General features: G+C 43.4%; 14 protein-coding genes and 1 pseudogene. 3 read left to right on the top strand and 12 right to left on the bottom strand.

The window, feature by feature from the left end; all coding sequences use genetic code 11:
* Positions 1–11 precede the first annotated feature (11 nt).
* The 11 genes from NBH14_RS14700 to NBH14_RS14750 all read right to left on the bottom strand — a co-directional run bounded on the left by NBH14_RS14700 (position 12) and on the right by NBH14_RS14750 (position 13,298).
* Positions 12–2,354 (bottom strand): TonB-dependent receptor, encoded by a 2,343-nt coding sequence (locus NBH14_RS14700; protein WP_004309908.1) that lies wholly within the window; start codon positions 2,352–2,354, stop codon positions 12–14.
* An 18-nt stretch (positions 2,355–2,372) separates the two neighbouring features.
* Positions 2,373–2,828, bottom strand: a complete 456-nt coding sequence (locus NBH14_RS14705) for an HU family DNA-binding protein (RefSeq protein ID WP_004318713.1) — start codon at positions 2,826–2,828, stop codon at positions 2,373–2,375.
* 215 nt (positions 2,829–3,043) lie between these two features.
* Positions 3,044–4,303, bottom strand: coding sequence for a DUF1302 family protein (locus tag NBH14_RS14710; RefSeq protein WP_004309910.1), 1,260 nt, complete (start codon positions 4,301–4,303; stop codon positions 3,044–3,046).
* Positions 4,303–5,088 carry an outer membrane lipoprotein-sorting protein gene (locus NBH14_RS14715; protein WP_250817598.1) on the bottom strand — a complete coding sequence of 262 codons (786 nt, stop codon included), beginning with the start codon at positions 5,086–5,088 and terminating at the stop codon, positions 4,303–4,305. Before NBH14_RS14715 ends, NBH14_RS14710 begins: the two co-directional genes overlap by 1 nt.
* Before the next feature lie 39 nt (positions 5,089–5,127).
* A complete protein-coding gene (locus NBH14_RS14720) occupies positions 5,128–6,870 on the bottom strand; it encodes an ABC transporter ATP-binding protein (protein WP_004309912.1) in 1,743 nt (580 codons plus the stop codon).
* 18 nt (positions 6,871–6,888) lie between these two features.
* Positions 6,889–8,643, bottom strand: a complete 1,755-nt coding sequence (locus NBH14_RS14725) for an ABC transporter ATP-binding protein (protein ID WP_004309913.1) — start codon at positions 8,641–8,643, stop codon at positions 6,889–6,891.
* 1 nt (position 8,644) lies between these two features.
* Entirely contained in the window at positions 8,645–11,011 is a 2,367-nt protein-coding gene (locus NBH14_RS14730; protein WP_055173478.1) for an efflux RND transporter permease subunit, read from the bottom strand.
* A gap of 213 nt (positions 11,012–11,224) precedes the next feature.
* The gene (zupT, locus tag NBH14_RS14735; protein ID WP_004309915.1) at positions 11,225–12,040 is read right to left on the bottom strand and encodes a zinc transporter ZupT; all 816 of its coding nucleotides are present in this window, start codon (positions 12,038–12,040) and stop codon (positions 11,225–11,227) included.
* Between the two features lie 114 nt (positions 12,041–12,154).
* On the bottom strand, positions 12,155–12,385 hold the full coding sequence (locus tag NBH14_RS14740) for a hypothetical protein (RefSeq protein WP_004309916.1): 231 nt from the start codon (positions 12,383–12,385) through the stop codon (positions 12,155–12,157).
* A 56-nt stretch (positions 12,386–12,441) separates the two neighbouring features.
* Complete coding sequence (locus tag NBH14_RS14745) at positions 12,442–12,675, bottom strand: hypothetical protein (protein ID WP_004318707.1); 234 nt, start codon at positions 12,673–12,675, stop codon at positions 12,442–12,444.
* Positions 12,672–13,298 (bottom strand): TetR/AcrR family transcriptional regulator, encoded by a 627-nt coding sequence (locus NBH14_RS14750; RefSeq protein WP_055173482.1) that lies wholly within the window; start codon positions 13,296–13,298, stop codon positions 12,672–12,674. Before NBH14_RS14750 ends, NBH14_RS14745 begins: the two co-directional genes overlap by 4 nt.
* A 259-nt stretch (positions 13,299–13,557) precedes the next feature.
* On the opposite strand from NBH14_RS14750, the gene NBH14_RS14755 reads away from it, so the two are divergent.
* Positions 13,558–13,719: a hypothetical protein gene (locus tag NBH14_RS14755; protein WP_004318703.1), complete on the top strand. Its 162-nt coding sequence runs from the start codon at positions 13,558–13,560 to the stop codon at positions 13,717–13,719.
* Positions 13,720–13,901: 182 nt separating this feature from the next.
* On the opposite strand, the pseudogene NBH14_RS14760 reads toward NBH14_RS14755, so the two are convergent.
* A pseudogene (locus NBH14_RS14760) lies at positions 13,902–15,030 on the bottom strand (OmpA family protein).
* 458 nt (positions 15,031–15,488) lie between these two features.
* Here NBH14_RS14760 and NBH14_RS14770 point away from each other — a divergent pair.
* Complete coding sequence (locus NBH14_RS14770) at positions 15,489–17,141, top strand: tetratricopeptide repeat protein (protein WP_062694790.1); 1,653 nt, start codon at positions 15,489–15,491, stop codon at positions 17,139–17,141.
* 299 nt (positions 17,142–17,440) lie between these two features.
* Positions 17,441–18,382, top strand: coding sequence for a SecDF P1 head subdomain-containing protein (locus NBH14_RS14775; protein WP_004311519.1), 942 nt, complete (start codon positions 17,441–17,443; stop codon positions 18,380–18,382).
* The last annotated feature ends 2,281 nt before the right edge of the window (positions 18,383–20,663 follow it).

Below are 20,663 nucleotides of genomic sequence, written 5' to 3' on the forward strand. Positions count from 1 at the left end.
TTGTTAATTTGTTACTTAAATACGTATCTGAATCTGATAGTGAAGCTACGTCCGGGTAAAGGACGGTTAAACTCGCTGATCATTTTTGTATCGGTCAGGTTGTTTATTTTTCCCATAATGAAGTAGCGCCCATTGCCAAAGCTTTGCTCAAAGCCTATATTGCACGAGAGGGCTCGAGGTATGCGATGCTGCTGGAATTGGCTTTGTTCGAAGTCGTACAGATATTCTTCCACAAATGAAGCATCGGTGAATATGCGCGTATTCATCCCGCTGCCTCCGAACAGATTTTCTTTGTGAAACTCCAATCCTGCGTTTGCCATCAGATAGGGTATATTGGGCATACGGCTACCTTTGGTAGGGTTGGCAACAGTTGTATTTTGTTCATACTTACGCACATCTCGCAGATCTTGGTAAGTGGCGTTCACATAGCCATAGAGCCACCGTGTCATGTCGGCTTTCACCTCTGCTTCCATACCAAGAGTCCGCATCTCGCCGAAGTTCTGATACTGCGACTGCAAGAATCCGCCCGTAAAGCGAATCATGTCTTTGAGATGCATATAGTATCCGTTCAGTTCAATCTGTAAGTTAGAGGAGGCTTTTCCAGTTAAATCGAATAACATTCCTATGTTGACACTTATATTGCGTTCGGGAGTGAGATTGCCGGCAGGAGCTATCACGTATCCATCACCCAACAGTTCCTCTTCCGATGGAAGCCTTACATCATATCCGAACGAAGCTTTTGCCATCAGACTGGGTGTGATGCGGTAGCGAAGTGCATTGCTGATGCCGAAATCATTCTTGTGTGTGTCTATATCCTCTGCTGTCTTTACCAGGACACTTGCCATCCGCGTTTTCATCGAGTAGTAGTAATACTTGACGTTGAAAGAGTTAAGGAACTTATCGTTCGAGGTGCGATAGTCGTAATTCAAGCCTGCCACCCAACTGAACATATTGCTTGGAAAGTCGGTACGATAACCTATGACCTTGTCCTTCATCCCATCACGAGGGTTGGCATGAGCGTATTTCAGCAAAGAGTTGAAGTTTACCGAATGGTTCTCATTGACAAGATAGTTGAGATTCAATTTGTGCTGCAATTGATGCTTTTCATTCGTCAATAATGAAGCCCATTTGCCGATTTCGCCGCCGAATTCGGAAACTGCCGGATAATGCGTTCCATCCCAATGTGTGCGGTGCGAGGCGGTATCGGCAAAATGATAGTCGGTATAGATATACCCCAGCTGCCAGTCCAAGTCCAGGCCGTCTAAGAGGAAGTTTTCTTTCTCCATCTTATTGGCGAAAATAAAGGCGTTGGAATGGCTGTGTGCATGCCGGATGTTCGATTCTATCCCCTGTATATCTTTGTAAGTATGTATGAAAACGGGTTCAAACTCCACCAAGTCAAACCACCACTTCCGTGCCTTAAAGCTACCGCCGATGACTGTTTTTTTAAACTTGTCGTGATCGCGGGTTATAGTAAGCCCCTCTTGAAAAGGAGACTTCATCTTGTAGTCGTTGTCGGCATAGGTATAAAAACCTCCCAGCCCGAACTCGATTCCTTTTGGGGCAATGTTCATCTTGCTCACAACGGATGCATTGTGCGTATTGAAACTGCCGTAAGAATAGTTCACGTCCAAATATTTAGGCGGATACTCTTTGATGACAATATTGACCGCACCACCTACGGCAGAACCTCCGAACTTGGCAGGGACAACTCCTTTGTATATCTCGATGCGGTCGATCATTTCGACCGGAATATCATTGATGTCGATAAAATCGGAATTGTCGTTCATCGGATTCCCGTCAATGAAAAGCCCGATGCGTTTGCCTTCCAGTCCGCGCACCGATATGCGAGAGGTACTGCCCGTTCCACCCGTGGCACGCACGGTGATTCCGGCGGTTTTTGCCAGAATGTCTTGTACATTGTTAACCGTTCCTTGTATCTGGTTCATGCTGATAACGGATATGGGCATGGCCTGCTCCCGTAACTTACGGGCTTCGCTCTTACCCATCACTACCACCTCGTCCAACGATTTTGCTTCGGCTTTTAGGCGGATGATGATTTTTTTCCCTCTCTCTTTACCCACCGTGAGCTTGCGGGTTTGCGTGTGGTAGCCTATAAACCTTACAGTAAGCGTATAAGTGGCTGCGGGAACATCGGAAAGTAAGAACTCGCCATGCCCGTCTGTCACAATGCCCTTTTTCAGCTCTTCGATGAAGATGGTTGCGCCGGGCAGTGGTTCTTCGCCTGCATTGTCGATGACCACGCCTGCAATCCGTCCTCCACCTGTTTGGGCGGACACGCTGATACCTGTGAGCATCAGCGTGAAAAAGAAAAATAATACTTGCTGCTTCATTGTTTCTTGTTATGAATATTAAAGAGCAGAATCGGGTGCTTCGGGCAAATCTCCGGGATTCGGACTCGGTTTAGCCGATCCGGCCTCGCTTTCACGTATCACCACATGCTGTACGTTTTTTGCCTGATTGCGCATTTCGAGTTTGGGAAAAAACTGAATGCGTGGTGTTTTGAGAGTTTCGGCGGTAACGGCTTTTTCCGTTTCCACGCGTTTCCCGTTGGATACAACCTTAAATGACCCGAGGTTGGCCAGGTCAACGGTTCTGCCGCTGAGCATCTCTTCACGTACGATTTTCGCCAAGGCGGTGATGGCTGACCGCACGTCGGCACGGCTCAGGGCTGTGGCATTGACAATCCGATCCTCTAGCTGCTTGGTGGTAATCTTGTCTTGTGCAATGGGAGAGGCGTAATACATGGTTTTGCCCTTGTGTTTACCGATGCGCATCTCTTCTTTTTTTACGTTGTATAGTAACATGACTTTTGATGTTTTTGATGGTTATACTTTGAATAATTTTGCTGTTCTACTTAAACAGCTTCAGTAAACGGCTTTGATCGCTCCATTGGAACGTCTTTCACCGTTTAACTTAAACGATTCCGATTGCTTAAGTCCGCATTCTCTTTAACTGCTGTCGTATGTCTTCTTCATAATCTTTTCAAATTTTGTTTATGGTTATTAAAATGGTGTGGATCTCAAAAGCAGTATTTAGCCTTTGCCCATACTTCCGAATTGTGCTTATACGGGCCGAACATACCCTCGCTTCCTCCGAACCAGTCGTAGCCTGCCAAGAGGTGGATGTGGTCGTTCAGGGCATAGTCAGCCGTGAAACGGCTGAACCAGCCCTTGTGGTTGAGGTCGAAATAGGTGAAGTCGGAAAGCTGTAAGTTGCTGTCCAGTAACTTCTTCGACACGCAGAGCGTAAGGAGCGAATTATGGCGGGGCTGTGCGACGTAGCTTTCGTACTTGAAAATACTCTCGGAAGAGAACTGAGCCATCACTGTCCATTCATGAGGGGCATACCAGTCGGCCCCCACCAACCAATTGATGGTGTTGAATCCTTTTTGAGGGGTGGAGGCGGCTTGCTGTATGTAGCTGAAATGCTTCCCGAGGTTGAAGGCCGCTTCGCCGCGCAGCACGAACTGTCCCAAGGGCTTTGAGACATCGCCTCCGACGAATCCCATGCGGTAGTATCGGGGCGAAACCGTAAGTTGGGAGCCCGATGGTTTGTACTCGATGACGGGCATCTTGTTCCACGTATGCAGCGCGGCAAGCGAGAAGTCTACCCCCGGCAGGGCGAAAGAGAGCCTGCCCCCGTATTCTACGTTGGAGAGGCGTAGCTCGGGGCGGCTTCCCTCCGCGTCCCAGACAAGGGACCGGGGTGTTTCTTTAGGCAACACGCTCCACGGATTGGCGGCATCGGTGGGCAGCTTGTATCCTTCGAAAGTGGGAACGGCAAGCAGTTCGAGCTTTATCTTGTCGTTGAAGACGAAGAACCGCAGGGCATTGACGGGCATGCGGATGTCGTCGTAGTCTTGCGCCAAGAACTCGGTCATATCCATGGGTGAGACGAGGTCGGTGATACGTACGCCGTCGGCCGCACCCCAGATGACAAGTTGTCGCCCGAGACGAAAGCCCCAGTGCTCCTGCCGATGGTCAAGGTATGCTTCCCGCAGTTCAAAGCCGGTGCGCTCTTTCAGCAAGGCGTTGTAGGTAGCGTTGAACGAGACGAAGAGCGAAGAGCCTGCGAAGTTTTTGCCGACCTCGCCCCTGAGTCGGGTACGGGAAGACATCCAATCGTTCGGCTTTTCGGAGCGGAAGGCGTGGTAGGTGTCGACAAGGCCTTTGAGCTGCCACGACGATTCGCCCGCTCCTTGTCCCCAAACTCCATGCACGGGGCAAAACAGAAAGACCGAGAGGCAAAGCCCCGCGGAAAGACGATTGAACGCTTTCATCAGAACCTGCCTTTCTCTAACGTGGTCACGTTAAACTTGCTCTCCTCCATGGGAATGTTGTACGTCGGATTCTTGATTTCGAGAACCGTCTGATGCTCGGTTTGCACGTTGGTCATGTGCATCTTCCGGGCTACCCAGAAGCCCTCTACCTTGGCAATATCCGACATCTCGAGACGACGGTGCAGCTTGCCCATCTTGTCGTAATATTCCACCCTGACAGGTATCAGACAGTCCTGACGTATCAGGGCCGTTTTCCTGGAGTAAATATCACGCTTGTCCTTAGGCAAGGATTCCAGTTTCCAGCACTTCTGTCCGTCGACGGTTTCTTCGCCCAGGAGCGTGTGCGTATCCTCGTCCACGTTGCGGCTGTCCATGTCGTCGTAGGTAAAGTCGCTACCCATAAAGTAGTCTTGCTTGGCAGACGAACCGCTGATACGGCGCGTTTTCTTTATGGCGGGCAGATAGAGCCATTTGTCATCGTCCTTGTTTAGCTCATCATAATCCCACGTCAAGAAGCCCGTCCCCTTTACATCGCCGGGATATTGGAAGAACATGATGCTCTTGCGGTCTTTCTTTTCTTTGCCCACATCGATGGAGTAGGAAATGAGCTTGCGTTCGCGCACCGCTCCGCGTTTGTTGATTAACGTCATAACCATTTCAGACCGACGGGTATCGCCGTCGGGACGGTCTTTTACCTTTTGGGCAATCTCTCTGCCCGTTTGTGCGCATGTTGTGGCAGCGAACCCCACCACAAGCATGGCTACTACTGCGATTGATCTCTTCATTTGTCCTTTTTCTTTATAATTGATTCTGATTGATTCGATTTATATTCCGGTCTCCTTCTGCCGTGCTACCATGCGGGCAAATTCGCCGTTTCGGGCAAGCAGTTCGTCGGGTGCTCCTTGTTCTGCGACGGTTCCGTCTTTCAGCACCACGATATGATGAGCGTTGGCAACGGTGCGCATACGGTGTGCGATGATGACGACGGTCTTGTTCTTGATCAACTCCGATATACCGGCCTGTATCAACGTTTCGTTCTCTACGTCCAGACTTGCCGTTGCTTCGTCCAAGAGGATGACAGGAGCATCTTTGAGAAGCGCACGGGCAATGGATATGCGTTGGCGTTCGCCTCCCGATAGCGATTCTCCGTTTTCGCCTATCAAGGTGTCGTAACCGTTGGGCAGCCGGGCGATGAACTCATCGCAACGGGCAAGACGTGCTACCGCTTTCACCTCTTCCTCGGTAGCGTCTTTCTTCCCGATTTTGATGTTGTCCATGACGGAAGCGTTGAAAAGCAACACGTCCTGAAAGACTACGGCATAGTTTTTCAAGAGCATTTCGGGATCTATTTTTGAGATGTCCCGTCCGCCAAGTGTGATCTTTCCGCCATGAATATCCCAAAAGCGGGCAGCTAATTTTGCCGAAGTGCTTTTGCCTCCCCCCGAAGGTCCCACAAGTGCCGTTACTTTGCCTTGCTTGGCAGTGAAAGAGACGTTGCGCAGCACCTGCTTGCTTGTCTCGTAAGCAAAATCGACCTTGTCAAAACAGATGTCGTAACCCTCTACCGTGCAATCCTCATCGCCTTGCTGTGCGGGCATGTCGTTCATCTCACGTATGCGGTCGATACGCACATCGAGTAGTATCAGTGTCGCCATATGGTTGAACACGTCCATGATGGGGTTGTAGATGCTGGCTACAACGAGCAGGAAGACCAAGTAAGTGAACATGTCGATGCTGCCCAAACCAAGTAAATAAGCTCCCGCAATGATAACGCTTGCCAAACCAAGTTTCAGGATAGACTGTGCACTGCCCACAAGCCCCGCTCCGAGAAATTCGCCTCGCTGCAGAGTGGCTTCATATATCTCGAGCTGTTTGTCTAAACGGTCGCAATAGGCTGCCTCTCCGTTGTACGATTTAATCTCCTGCGCCGCTTCAAGCCCTTCCTGTATCTGCTCGGTCGTATCACGCCTTACGTGATAGTACTCCTTATTAGCTTTATCCATAAGCCTTTTTCCTAAGAAGATGACCGTTGTCGCTACCGGTACGACCCCAAAGAGAGCAAGGGCCAGTTGCCAGTTGTAGAAGAACATCCCGGTGGCAATCAAGATAATGCTGATGACAGAGGCGAAGAGTTGTGGAACTGTGTGAGAGAAGAGGGTTTCCAACATGTTACAATCCTCCATCATCGTAGCGGTGAGATCCGAAAGATTCTTTTCTCCGAAGAAAGCCAAAGGCAATTTACGCAGCTTCTCGGCAATGCCAATACGACGGTTGGCACTCTCGGTATAGATTTTCGTGTAGGTGCTCTTGTACTGTATCATCGCAATCACAAAGAGTACCGTCATAAAACAGAGAGCCGTCAGCACGTAGTACCAGAGCCCGTGCGTCGTGCTGTTCCCGGCTTGGATAACAGGGTGCAGGTAATCGGTGATGAACAGAAAGATGAAGATTACCGGCAGCATCAGTGCCAGGTTGAGAAAAAGAGAAGCTATAACCCCTTTTATAAAGGTCTTTGCCCCGTCTTCCGATAAGGTGAATCTGTGTTGAAAATATTTACTAATATTCATAATGTTGTCTCCTGAGGTTTATACCGTCCATGTCACGGTTCGTTGATATTCATTCCACATGCTGTTATAGATGCCGTTTCGGGCTATCAACTCGCTGTGTGTGCCTTCTTCGGCAATCTTGCCTTGTGCTATCACCAGTATCTTGTCGGCATCCTGTACGCTAGTCAGATGATGGGCGATCATCAACACTGTCTTTCCTTTTCTCAGCTCGTGCAGGGCTTTTTGTATCAGGTGTTCGTTTTCGGGGTCGGCAAAAGCTGTTGCTTCGTCCAGGACAACAATCGGCGCATCTTTCAAGATGGCCCGGGCCAAGACAATGCGTTGCTGTTCCCCTCCCGAAAGGAATGTTCCATCTACTCCTATCTTCGTGTTCAATCCGTTGGGTAGCCGGTCGATGATCTCCCGACTTTGGGAAAGGTCTATGGCACGTTGCACGGCTTCATCACTCGCTGCCGGATTACCGTATTTGATGTTCTCCAGCAAAGAGGTCTTGAAGAGTTTTGTATTCTGGAAGACGAAAGCGATGTGGTTCATCAGGTTGTCTTTGGCAATGTTTTTCACATTTATTCCGCCAATCGTCACACTACCTGCTGATACGTCCCAAAAGCGGGGAATGAGTTGGGCAATGGTGGTCTTCCCTCCTCCCGATTGCCCCACAAGGGCAAAAGTCTTCCCTTCGGGGAGGTGGAAGCTGATACCGTCTACGGCATTTTGACCGGCATTGGGATAGGCAAACGAAACGTTCTCGAATGTCACATCGCAAGCGGTGATTTTCTCCGGATTTTCGGCTATTGGGAGTGGTTCGCTACTCGTCAGGTTTTCCACCCGGCTTATGGCTTGATCTGCCAGAAACATATCTTGTTGCAGATACATCACTTTCATCACATTGGTTGCTATCACCGGAGTAATCAGCACATACAGGAACATATCGGTGATGATGGGGGCAATGTTTTCGCTTTTGTTGCCGATAAGCAATATGACTACGGGGACAAGTAGGAAAGCAAAGCTATTGATGGCCACCGTGTAGAGTGACATCGGCTTTTGCCAACCCAGCGTGTATTTGGTAACTAAATCCCGGTAGGCGATGATGCTGTCGTAAAAACGTTTGAAAGAGAATATCGTTTGCTGGAACACTTTCACCACCGAAATACCACGTACGTATTCCACCGCTTCGCTGCTCATATGCTCTTGTGCTCCGAGGTATTCATTTTGGAACGCCTTCTGAGCAGTTGTATTCATCCGTGTCATGATGAAGACAGCCGCCGTGAGGGGGATCAGGCACGCCAGACCAAGTTGCCAGTTGAAGACGAAGATCAATATTATAACCGACAGCGGGGCTATAAAACTCCCCGCCAGGTCGGGCAAGAGATGTGCGACAAACGTGTGGGTTTCAGAAGCATTTTCATCAATAATCTTACGCATCTGTCCGCTGGTATTCCGGTCGAAGAAGCCAAGCGGCATCTGCATGATTTTTCTCATAGCCGTACGTCGCATATTGGTTTCTACCCGGAACGCCGCTAAGTGCAAAAGCATCAGCCCGGCAAAGTAAATGACAAGGCCGGCAACGGCTGTGCCTACCGCCCACCATGCATAGACGTTGATAGGGATTCCTGAGGCAACGCTGCCAGTCAATAGTAGCGAGCGTACGATAAGCCAAATGAAGATGAACGGCATAAGCGAGAGCAGACCGCTTAATCCCGACAGTGTCAGGGCTATGGGCATAAGCACCTTGCGTTTGCCCATGTAAAATTGAAGTTTCTTTAATGTATTCATATTAATTGATTGTTTCATTGGTTTCTATCTCTTTCCCGAATAACCGGAACTTTTGGAATAACACGGGTGTAACGCAGAGGTCGGCCACGAGTGCCGATACGATACCCGCTACGGAGAGCAGACCCATGTGTATAAAAGAGAGGCCTTCGGAAGTCATGTAAATAGCGAAGTTCGCACATATCACGACACTGGTCAGAATGATTGGTGTCCCGATCGTACGGAACGAGCGGAGAATGGCATCCCGATAATTACCTCGACGGTCGAACTCCAAATGCCCGTGGTTGATGAAGTGAATGGTGTCGTCGACAGCCAAACCGAGGATCATCGGCATAATGGTTGCGGTCATCATATCCAACGGGTAGCCCAGCCATCCCATCAGTCCGCCGACCACCAAAGCCGGAGTGATATTGGGTATCAAACCGATAAGCCCGATGCGTACACTGCCAAAGACCAACATCATTAGGATGCCGATAATAAGGAGAGAGATGGCAAATGAAACCATCTGCCCGCGAGCCACGTACTGCATCATCACGGTAAATTGCGGAATACTACCCACTGTAGTGACAGAAGCTTCGGGGAAGAGCCTGGCGGCATTGGCTGCAATATCGTTCAACTCTCGTTCTACCTCGCCGGAGTCAAAACTGCTGATCTCCACCATCAGGCGCAAACGTCGATAGTCGTAATCGATCCAATATTCCGCTTCGCTACCGCCTGCATTCTCGTAAAGGAGCAGCAGTTGTGCCACCTCTTCCGGATTCGTCGGAATACGATAATAAGCCGCATCTCCTTCGTGCAGGGTTTGATTCAGGTCTTTTAGGATATTCAGCACTGTAGTCGTTCGCTTGGTTAGCTTATAGCTTTCGGCCTTTTGTGCCAGAGAGTCTAAGCGTACAAGCATTGCCGGCGATTTTGTCAAGCCGTCTTCGGGCAGGTCTATCATGACGTCGTAGGTGTAGATGGATCCCAGTTCGCTTTCACCTACTTCCAGCAGATTGTTTACATAGGCTATTTTACGTCCCATGGTGCGTTCTATGTCAAAGGCGGTCTCTATCTTGGTGAATTGATAAATGAGTGCTGCGGTAAGCAGCCCTGCAATCCATAGGATCAATGTGCCATGCCGGAGTACGCTTTCTCCCAAACGCCCCAGTTGATGGTCGAGCCACCGTCCGCCGGTTTCCTGCACTTTGGGATGAGGTTTGCCGTTCTTGCCAAAACTCAACAGCACGGGCATCAGTGTAATGGCAATGAAGAAAGCCAGCATCACGCACGAGGAGGTAGCGATACCAATGAACCGCATGGGCTGCATCGGAATAGCGAGAAACGACAGCAGGGCGGCAAAGGTGGTGAGTGCACTGAACAACACAGGCCAGCCCATTTCACCCACGGTCTCTTCTACGGCTCGTCGACGTTCTCCGTGTAGAAGGAATTGCCGTTTGAAATAGGAAAAGATATGTATGTTATAGGCTATCGAGACGGCAAACGCCAACAGCATAGGTATCATCATCATACCGCTGTCTATCGTCATGCCGACATATCCCAACAGTCCATACACAATCACAATTGAGCCTGCCGCCGTGATAAGTGGAACGACAACGCCCCGTAGGGAGCGTGTTATGAGTAACAAAATAAGAATGGAAACGAGTGCGGCAATGCCCATCACACGGGGCATCTCTTTGCCAATCCATTTCATCTTCATGGCGGTAACGTAGGGCAAGCCTGTGCCTTTGGGATGGAGCTTTTGGTATTTGTCTTTAGTGATGATATGCTCCAGCTCATTCCCCGTTAGCACTTCAGGAGAAACGGCATTCTTACCTTTATTCCACACTGAATCTTTAGGAAAGGTACGCAACTTGAGAATAATCCACGAGAGCGTACCATCTTTGGAGACAAGCCGCTCGGCAATATGTGGCTTCATATAGGCTTTGCGACGTATCGTTTCCAGACTTGCCGCATCAGTGGGAATAAGGTCAGGCACTATCTGCTCGATAGTCATTCCTTCTTCATTCCCTACCATAAATTCGATGTCAGTGAGCGAAGTGATTTTGTCGGCGTATGAAATGCTATCCATCATTTCGTTCGTGAGTTCGCGGATGAGCTCTAAGTTCTCTTTCATAAACGAATTGTCGCATTGGGTCAGTACGGCGGCAAAATTGTCATTGCCGAATATATCCTTGAATTCTTTGGTCTTGACAAGCATCGGGTCGTCTTCGAGGAAGTAGTTTTCCCACGAAGCACTCACCTTGAAATATCTTAACCCTGTAAATCCTATGGCGAAGACGAGGATAAACAAGCTTAGTACAAGCCATCGTTTTTGTACCATCCATCTGCCCTGACGGGCAAACCAGTCATTGATTCTTTCTATTTTCATATCGTTTGTTATTGGTAAGTTCATTCATTTCAACACATTCAGCAGCGTGACGAGAAATAGCTTTCCACTTTGGGGCTACATATGATAATGGTGACAATGTGCGTGGACACAAGAATGCTCTTTGTGGGCATCATGCACGTGACAACGGCAGGAGTGAGAAGTGTTCATATTCTTTCTTTTTTTTACTTATGTTTTTTATATTACTTAGTCTTGCTAACACAACATCAGCAGGTTGAGTGCCATAACCGCCATGCCTGCTACCAAACCATAGATAGTATGATGGTGCTTACCGTATTCTTCGGCAGCGGGTAGTAACTCATCAAGCGAGATAAATACCATGATACCGGCAATCATCCCGAAAATAACGCCGAAAACATGGTCATTGAGGAATGGTGCCAAGATAAGATAGCCGATGACGGCTCCTACCGGCTCGGCCAATCCCGATAGAAATGAAAGCCAAAAGGCCCGTTTACGATTACCTGTAGCATAATAGATCGGAACGGAGACGGAAATGCCTTCGGGTATATTATGTATGGCGATGGCACAGGCAATAGGTATAGCAATGTTTATATCCTTCAATGCTGCAAGAAACGTAACCATACCTTCCGGGAAATTGTGTATTGCCAGCACCAAGGCTGTCACTACATCGACGCGTAATAATTGAGGCTTTATTTCAGTCTTTCGTTCTTCCTTTAAGCTCATTTCTTCCACCCGATGCATTTCGTGTGGATTTTCGTAGTGAGGAATTAGCTTATCAATAAGTAGAATCAATACGATTCCCCCGAAAAAAGAAAGTGTGGAATGAAGAGTTCCGTCGTCCTTGCCATGTATATTGGCAAGAGTCTGCAAAGAAGAGGCAAACAGATTGGCGAAAGACATATAAATCATTACTGCTGTTGAAAATCCCAATGAAAGAGAAAGGAATGAAGTATTGGTGCGCTTAGCAAAAAATGCAATCGCACTGCCTATCCCTGTGGATATACCGGCAAACGATGTTAGGAAAAATGCTATAAGTACTGGTTGAGACATGGCTATGATGGATTGGAAGTTAGTGCGTCAAAAGAGAACAAAAGTTTGTTTTGTTCAGAAGCAAAGCGAGCCGCTCTTTGCAGGCGGCTCGCTCGGTAGGAGAAACAGTTAGATTTAGAAATAAGACGTTTCATGCTTTTGGCAACTAAGTTTAGTTCGGTCAGTCTGCGGATGTACGATGTTGGTACTTTGATCTTTCGTCCCAATAATTTCTTTGGGCAAAACCTTTCCGATACGGGAGACTGCCCTGCTTTGCGTAACCCATGACTCCTCGCAGAAGAAAAGCCCGTTGACTCCTTGTACGAGTGTTAATTCGTCGTTGCTGATGATGTTGATGATACTCATATGCTGATTATTATTTAGTGATTCTTCTGGAATGACTCGGCGTTCCAACTCCTGCATCAAACGAAACGCTGCCTGACAAGATTGCAGCATCTGTCCATGCAGGCTATAGGTGTGGAGTCGAGCAGAAGGTAGCTGATGCCTATTGTCTCGGAATCAAATACAAAAGAGATTCGATTGTTTACAATCGTACAATCATTTCCGCAAGGCTTGCATTGCAGACAAGACGAGAAACGGATGTTTTGATTAGTTATCTCTTGACAGACAGGATGTTTCAATAGTTCTGCCTTCATCTTTCATTCTTTACATTCATGAGTTTCTTCCATCCTCCCGTGCTAAAGCGAATATACTCACTGATGAAACACTCTATCTCTTCGCAGGAAAGTTCCTTATGTTGCACCACCTCTTTCATCATATTAATCCACCAAGAGCAGGTGAAGTGCATGAAGAACGGAGAAATATCGGTATGTAGTTCCGGATGGAGTCTTCTCATCTTTTCCATATATTCCATCCCTATTGTGGCACTCTTCTCAATCCACTCTTCCAAATAATCTTTGAGGCGAGAATGCTGCGTAGAGAAAAACAGCAAATTTAATTCACTTCGGTAACGAGTTATAATGCCCATAAGCTCCTGCAAAGATGCACGATGATATTCATCTGAGATAAATATGTCAAGGGAGAAATTCTCCAGTCGGTTGTGATCTTCCAGCATCCTGTACATAGCAGCCAAAAGAGGACGCAACACATCAACCAGTAAATCGTCCTTACAGGGATAGTAATTGTATATATTGCTCAGACCAATGCCCGACAACTTAGAAATCTCACGCATAGACACCGACTTGAAGCCCTTTTCGAAAAAAGCTTTCTGCGCTGTTTCCAGCAATAGCTTACGTATATAATCCTTCGTTGTTTGCATAGGTCAGAACATAATTCTTTATTTTATAACGCAAAATTAGTCACATATTTTTTCGGTTGCAATACCTTAAAATGATGATTTTTTTACTTACCATTCCCCATTTATGGTAATTCAGCAAATGAAATTTATAACTTTCAATATGCTACTCCTAATCATATCAAAGCTACAAATACTCACTTATTTACAATCTCTAGCACTCACTTTTTTTTGTTTACTTTTGTCTGTAAACCGCTACTGACGTCATTAAATACATAGTAATATGAGCAAAAAAATCAAAGACCAAGAAGTTCTTTTGGTCAAAGATCAGAAGGACGATAGCCTCCGAGCCGTAGTCGGAGCAGATGGGAAAAGCGGACTGAAGTTGCATTCTTTCAAAGTCTCCTTTGAGAGTGTCGTTGCCAGCGTGCATGTATACCAATAGACGATTACTCACTACCAATATAAGGAAAAGTTGCATGCAAATGAAATTTATCATACGCCATGCAACTTTGGAGCCAATTCATAAGAAGAGGAGCTAACGGAGAAAAAGAACTTTTTCAGTGCCCTCAGATTTCGGGCTTCCTTTTTTATTTACCTTCAACAACTCCAAATATTCTTATTACATCAATCTTCGATAGTACATACACTTACACGGTTCCAATCCGGTTCGGTAAACATGTCACCTACTCCCTGATCTTCGGCAGTAATACGAGACGTATTAATCTTGTATTTATTAACAAGGATTGTTTTTACAGCTTCTGCACGTGCGGTAGCAATTTTTGCGTTGATCTCAACATTGCCTTCTGGAGAAGCGTACCCTTTAATAATGACTTTTGAATCGGGATATTTCTTCATGTAGGAGGCTACACGTTCCACATTCGGTAGCTGTGATGCATCCACTGATGAGCGACCTTGTCTGAAAGTAATGATAGATTCCGGAACGCGGGCAGTCTTGACTACTGTTTCAATGGGAACGACCTTTGTACGACATTCTTCCAACTCTTTATGCAAACCGCTAATTCTTTGGTTAGCATTGTTTAGTTCTCTGTCACGACTGCCCACCTGTTCGCGAAGTGCATTAATAGCAACATTCAAATCATCAATTTCGCTCTGATTGTAGACTTTTACTTTAGTAAAGTAATGATTCCCAGTACTCATCTTGAAGTGATAAGTCAATCCGGCAGTCAGTTCAAATGTTGCATTGTTTGCATTGAAACGACTCTTTGCCTGATTAAAATCACCTTGCATATCATATACGATAGCGGGCTTAATTCCCAATGTCCATGCTTTTGTTTCACCGAGGTTGAAATTAAGATTCAATCCGAGACGGGTAGACCATGAATTGTCATCTCCTTTACCATTTACATAATAATGCAACCACCCCATTCCGGCAATAGCTTCTATCTCAAACAAACGAGGTTTGCCCCGATAGCTTGCAAATAGATTTATTAAGTTAATTTTACTTAACAAGCTGACATCTAAAACATCAAAAGCTGTTTTACTCGGAGTTGTATTGATATATCCCATTCCCTGAAATTCCAAACCGAAAACTAGGAGTTAATTGTTTGGATATTCCAACTCCGAAACCGGGACGCATCCCTTTAAAGAAAGAGGCGTGAGTGAGAGGGGTAACTGCTCCTGCATTCACTCCTACAGACCAATTGTCCATAAACTTTGTTCCTTCTACAACTGATTGGGCATTTACAATAAATGTTCCCAAAGTAAAAACTAATAAAATAGCAATTTTCTTCATAATCTATTGTTTTATTTTTTTCGAATGCAAAAGTAAAAAGATTGCAGAGCTTTTTAGTTGTAGGACAAAAGAATAAATCTAATACATTGATTTTTATTTTACTTATAATCAGTAGTTTGCAAAAATGGTTCAATTAATAATCTAACACATATCTAACACCCTTGATAAAATTCAAAAAAGCACTTACACTTACACCTTTAGGGTAGTCAAGTTTATTTTTTAACAACAACGAGTGAACTGATACTTTTACTCTGAATAGCAATAACTTACTGCTATTTTGTACTATTACGATTATACATATTATATAATATGCTAATAAGCAATTATATATTGTTAGGCCCAATAAAAAATATATATAAATAGCGAGCGATAATCATATAAGTTAAAGAATAATTTATATTGGTAAAATATTCCTAATCGCCCATGCAAAAAATAAAACACATTATTATATTCGCAATATGAAATGTAAGATTATAATTGGACTATCAGCTATTCTCTATTTTACAGGTTGTTATAACAGGGAACAGACCCCTCGCCTTAGTGAGGCTGAAAAGCTAATGCAGAACAACCCGGATAGTGCATTAGCAATACTACAAAAACTCAAACCAGAAGGCAACCGGGCTGAACAGGCCAGATATGCATTGCTCTATTCCGAAGCTTTGGAAAAAAAACAAATGAAAGTTACTGACGATTCATTGATCCGCCAGGCTTGGCAATATTATAAACATTACCCCAAAGATTTACGTCACCAGTGTAAAACTCTATATTATTGGGGAAGAATTAAATTACGCACAGGTGATAAACCGGGAGCATTACGTCTTTTTCTCAAAATAGAAGAGAAACTGACAGATACCGATGAATCTTATTACAAAGGGCTTTTATACAGACAGATCGGTGAAGTATATTATAAACAAATGAACTACAGCCGGGCATATCATTATTTCCACGAAGCCAGAAATAATTTCCGCCAATCGGGTGATATCCAGGAGGAGACAAAGGCAACCCTTGACATGGCAGCCGCTACTTTTCACTCAAAAGATATAGAAAAAGCAATAAGGCTGTATTCGGCGGCTCTTGACTTGGCCGATGAACATAATAACAGTAATCTGATAGAAGTCAGCCTTACTAATCTTGCATCACTATATGTGATATCCAAACGGCATATATCCAATGACCTGTTACAGCGAATCGAACTTTCCGCCCGACAGGATACGGTATATGGATATCACACATTGACAGATGTAAGTCTTTTGAAGAATCATATAGACAGTGCACGGTATTATCTGGAGCTTGCAAAGGCGCACACTACTGATATTTGCGACATGGCAGAACTACAATACACTGCATACCATATCGAAGCGCAGGCTAAAAATTTTGAAAAAGCAACGGACAATGTACATCGCTATATCTACTTGAACGATTCAATAATGCGCTCAAACATGCAATTCTCCGCCGGTATGGTCGAGCGGGACTATTTTAAAGAGCGAACAAAATTCGCCCAATACAGAATGAAAAACCGGACTGTCTGGGAAATAGCTATAGCAGCCGCTACCTTTTTTATTATTGGAATTGCCTGGTATATCGTCCGCCAACGTTTACGCATGCAACGTGATCGTACCAACCATTATTTGTTATTGACAGAGAAAGCCAATTCCGAGTACAAGGCTCTTACTGAACGCGTGAAAGAACAGCAGACTACGGAAAGTTATTTAAGAGGATTGGCTGCTTCACGCTTTGACATTGTCGATAAACTTGGAAAGACCTACTATGAACGTGAAAATACAACATCGCAACAGTCAGTCATATTTAATGAAGTAAAGCAGATAATTACAGATTTTGCAGAAAGCAATGAAATACTGCAAGAATTGGAAAAAATCGTAAACACTTGTCATGACAATGCCATGTACAAGCTCAAGGAAGATTTTCCGACCATGAAAACTTCTGACACCAGGCTGTTATGCTATATTTTTGTAGGATTCTCACCACAAGTAATTAGCTTATTCATGAAGGATACGGTGGCTAACGTATATGCTCGAAAATCACGGCTCAAATCACGTATCAAATCTGCAAAAATAGTAAATAAAGAACTGTTTTTAAATCTTTTGGGATAAAACGGTACATTATTTACGGTAATATATTTTTGACAGGTAAAGGCGCATTTCAGTAATTATATGGATAAAACAAGGAATATGCTTGGCGAGATGAAATAACTATACACAATCCATCTTATAAGTTGTGATCAAGAAAAACAATATCAAAACAGATTTGAACAGTCTTCTTAAAAAGGCAAACAATCTACTTTTGCTTATATATTTGGAGAAGTAGCTAATTTGAAACATAATGCTTTAAATATATCTGACGGATACAATTCAGGAACAGATAACAGTTTATTTTTTTATTATATAAGAACATGCAAAAAAAGAATTTATTCGGAATACTTATTTTAATTGCTTATTTCGCTTCCTGTAATCAAATACATAAAACCCACTATGAGAATGGATGGTATCACATCCTATCACAGCAAAAAGACAGTATTGCTAAAGAGTCTATTGTAACAGTAAAAGATTTTGTTTCGTTACGAATGGATTCTGATGAAAATGGGACATGCGTAATTGTGGGGCAAATAAGCAAGCATAAACTAAAAAAATGGGCAAAAGAAACAGAAAAGGCAATTGGCAAACATATAGCTTTTGTACTTGACGATACGGTAATCACAAATCCAAAGGTGAATGCAAGAATTGAAAACGGTGTTTTTCAAATATCGTTACCTCATGGCTACGATTTAAAAAACATATATAATAAAATTAGGAAAGAGAAAATAGATTCTATTGAAAGTATATTCAAAGGTTGGGAGAAAGATTCCATCTATTACTCATCCAAAGAGAAAGCCGATTCAATTGTGTTTGCGATAGACTACTGGGAGGCTTCTGAATGGGTGGATATGTCGGTCAATCCCGAAGATCATTATTGGTGGGGAGATTTAGATACTGCCACCTACAGCAAATTAGAATCTGCCTTATGCGAAGAAATTGCCAAGCCAAATTTCAGCAGCCGTGCAGAAGATTATATGAAGTTGGATACATATAAGAGGTACAAGGCGTATCTTTGCGAAAATGCAGACTATATTAATCTCATGTTTCAAGGTTTCTTGTTTACAGAACCGGCTACCGGACTATGCGGGTTTCTAGTGGATGATATAGTGAGAAGCCGATATCCCACTGCCCCAAGTATTCGGGTAATGACCTTAAAGATAGATAACCAAGATGACGAGATGTTCGCCAAGTTGAAATATCAGAAAGCTATTTGGCGGTTGATGAATAAAGAAAGAGATGCGAAGAGTAACAAGCAATGAGAATGGTAGCTATGAGTAATTTGAAAAACAAAGTATTAACAGCAATGGGTATCATAAAATACTCATTTGGTTTCTGACGATTATTCCTGTCGGTATTCCTTTATGTGCTATTATTGGGCTTATGTATGGTATTAAAAATAAAGATACAATATTTACCAAATGCTCTGCCGTAGCTTTATTTGTTGGAATAGCTTGTATTGTTTATACTCTATTAGTTATAAAATCTACGTAGATTGAAATATTTACCAAATATGTGAATAAAAGATTATCAATAAATATAGGGAAACAAACCAAAGGTGTATGGATATAAATAAGGTTATTAATGATGTCTTCAAAATTGTACTAAATATTTTATTTGTATTTACAAAGAGTTATTTGACAACATAGCACCGCAAATCGCTGAAATTTGCACGGTTGCTAATTCGTTACCTCTATTTCTCAAATACTCTGCTAAAAGTTTATTCTTCAATCGGTTAAATCCAACCGATGAAAATCTAAAATAAAAATACACGATAAAGATATAAAAGAAATCGTGTTTTGTTTAGGTAGATTTTACACCGCTCGATATGCTTAAAAATTATCGTCAAAGTTGTAACGAATAAATCAGCAGCTTCCATACTCTGTTCACTTTCTTGGGAATAACCCAACAGATGCTTGACATCCTCTCCTTTTTTTGGGGGGGGTAAAAGTTATTTTTTTCTCCTGAAAATAAAATGGCCTTGGTAGTCTTGAAGTCCTATATCAACTTTTCATATTCATAACTGATTAAATATTTAACTAGTAATATTCGTTACCAGTTATTTAGTGGTGTTCAGATTGCCCCTCTTCATTCACTAACCAATCCTAAATCGTTAATGTGATTCGTCAGTAATTAGCAAATTTCCTTAATATTTAGTCCCTCCAGACTATTATTAAGGCAAGAAAAAACAAATCCGTTTAATTCGGAGGCAAAGTCAACAGTATACAGATAGATGAAATCTCCTTTATAGAACATATCTCCTTTACGGCTTTTAACGAAGTAATACATTTGAAAGACTGTATTCATTTACAACAACTGATCAAAGTTAGGATTAAGGTACTTGCTGCGGATTCAAGCTACACTAATAATATCAATTTAAAAAGTTTTACAAAACACTTCTTTAAGTACAAGGTCTGAGCTATCTAAATTGCTCCATTTCGTAAGATTTGATGGTCAGAACTCAGCCATGAAAGTGCTACCAGATTGAAAGGAAGTTTTAAAATGTAGAAATAATATTATTTACAGACCAGAATAAAAAGCCAGAAACAGGGAAGTGGAAATATTTTGGATTTTCTTTGGAGTACATACGTTCAATGCGGTATGTATGATTGAAAAGGTCACGAAGAAAAAAAAAGAACGGCAGCATAATCTGACTAAAATAAGAGGAGAGAGTGGGTGAACTTCACCTAAAAATGAGGTATATAATGCATGGATGGAAAAAATAGGAATATGTAAATGATATTCTATAAAAAATGGAAGACTGGGGCTTTTCGAAAAAATGAAGAGAAAAAAAATTATATAAAGTGTTTTTTTTATTAACTTATAGGAAAGAACATCTTATGAAAGAGAATCAATTTATTTTTCAAATCATTCGTATTTGTTTGTGTCATAAAAAGTCTTAAAACAAAGTTTATTTGAATATTAGATACTCATTATATCTTTGTGCCTTCAAACAAAGAGTACATTAAATCAGAACAAACAGCCGTTTGCACGAGCATTGAATTTAACTTTATAATAAATCTAGCTGTGTGGTGAGAGATGAGACTGCTAGCGAGATAATCTATTTATTAGAACTTAAGTGCCCCTATTGCATGAGTGAATGTTCAAGAGTATGGCCTGAATGATATCAAATGAGTACAGAAAGCGACTCGAAACGATATGGAAGATAGCTATATGATACCCTCTAAAAGTAAATCTATCAAGAGACGTCAGACGTTTATGACAATGTTTTTTTAACAATACGATGTCACAACACATAGCTTTTGTAGATGAGTTATTTTAAGATAATATTGGTGACAACAACCGACTTTTGTATGGTACCTCATTTCAATATCCTTAAGTTCGTCAGTATCCCCTCGGAAAACGTTTTGTCGTGGACTTGCGAGTACCTATCTCTTGCTGTTCAAGAAATCTTGTGCTATAGAAGATTTATTGTGTATGGTTTGAACACACGTTTTTGATCATCCACAATTATAGTTGAGTGATACCACCTTCAACTTGTAAAAAGAATGTTCCGTTTGTTGGATAAAATACTTTTTGAAT

It is taken from the genome of Parabacteroides caecihominis (assembly GCF_023656785.1).
In the GTDB taxonomy this organism is placed as follows: domain Bacteria; phylum Bacteroidota; class Bacteroidia; order Bacteroidales; family Tannerellaceae; genus Parabacteroides; species Parabacteroides segnis.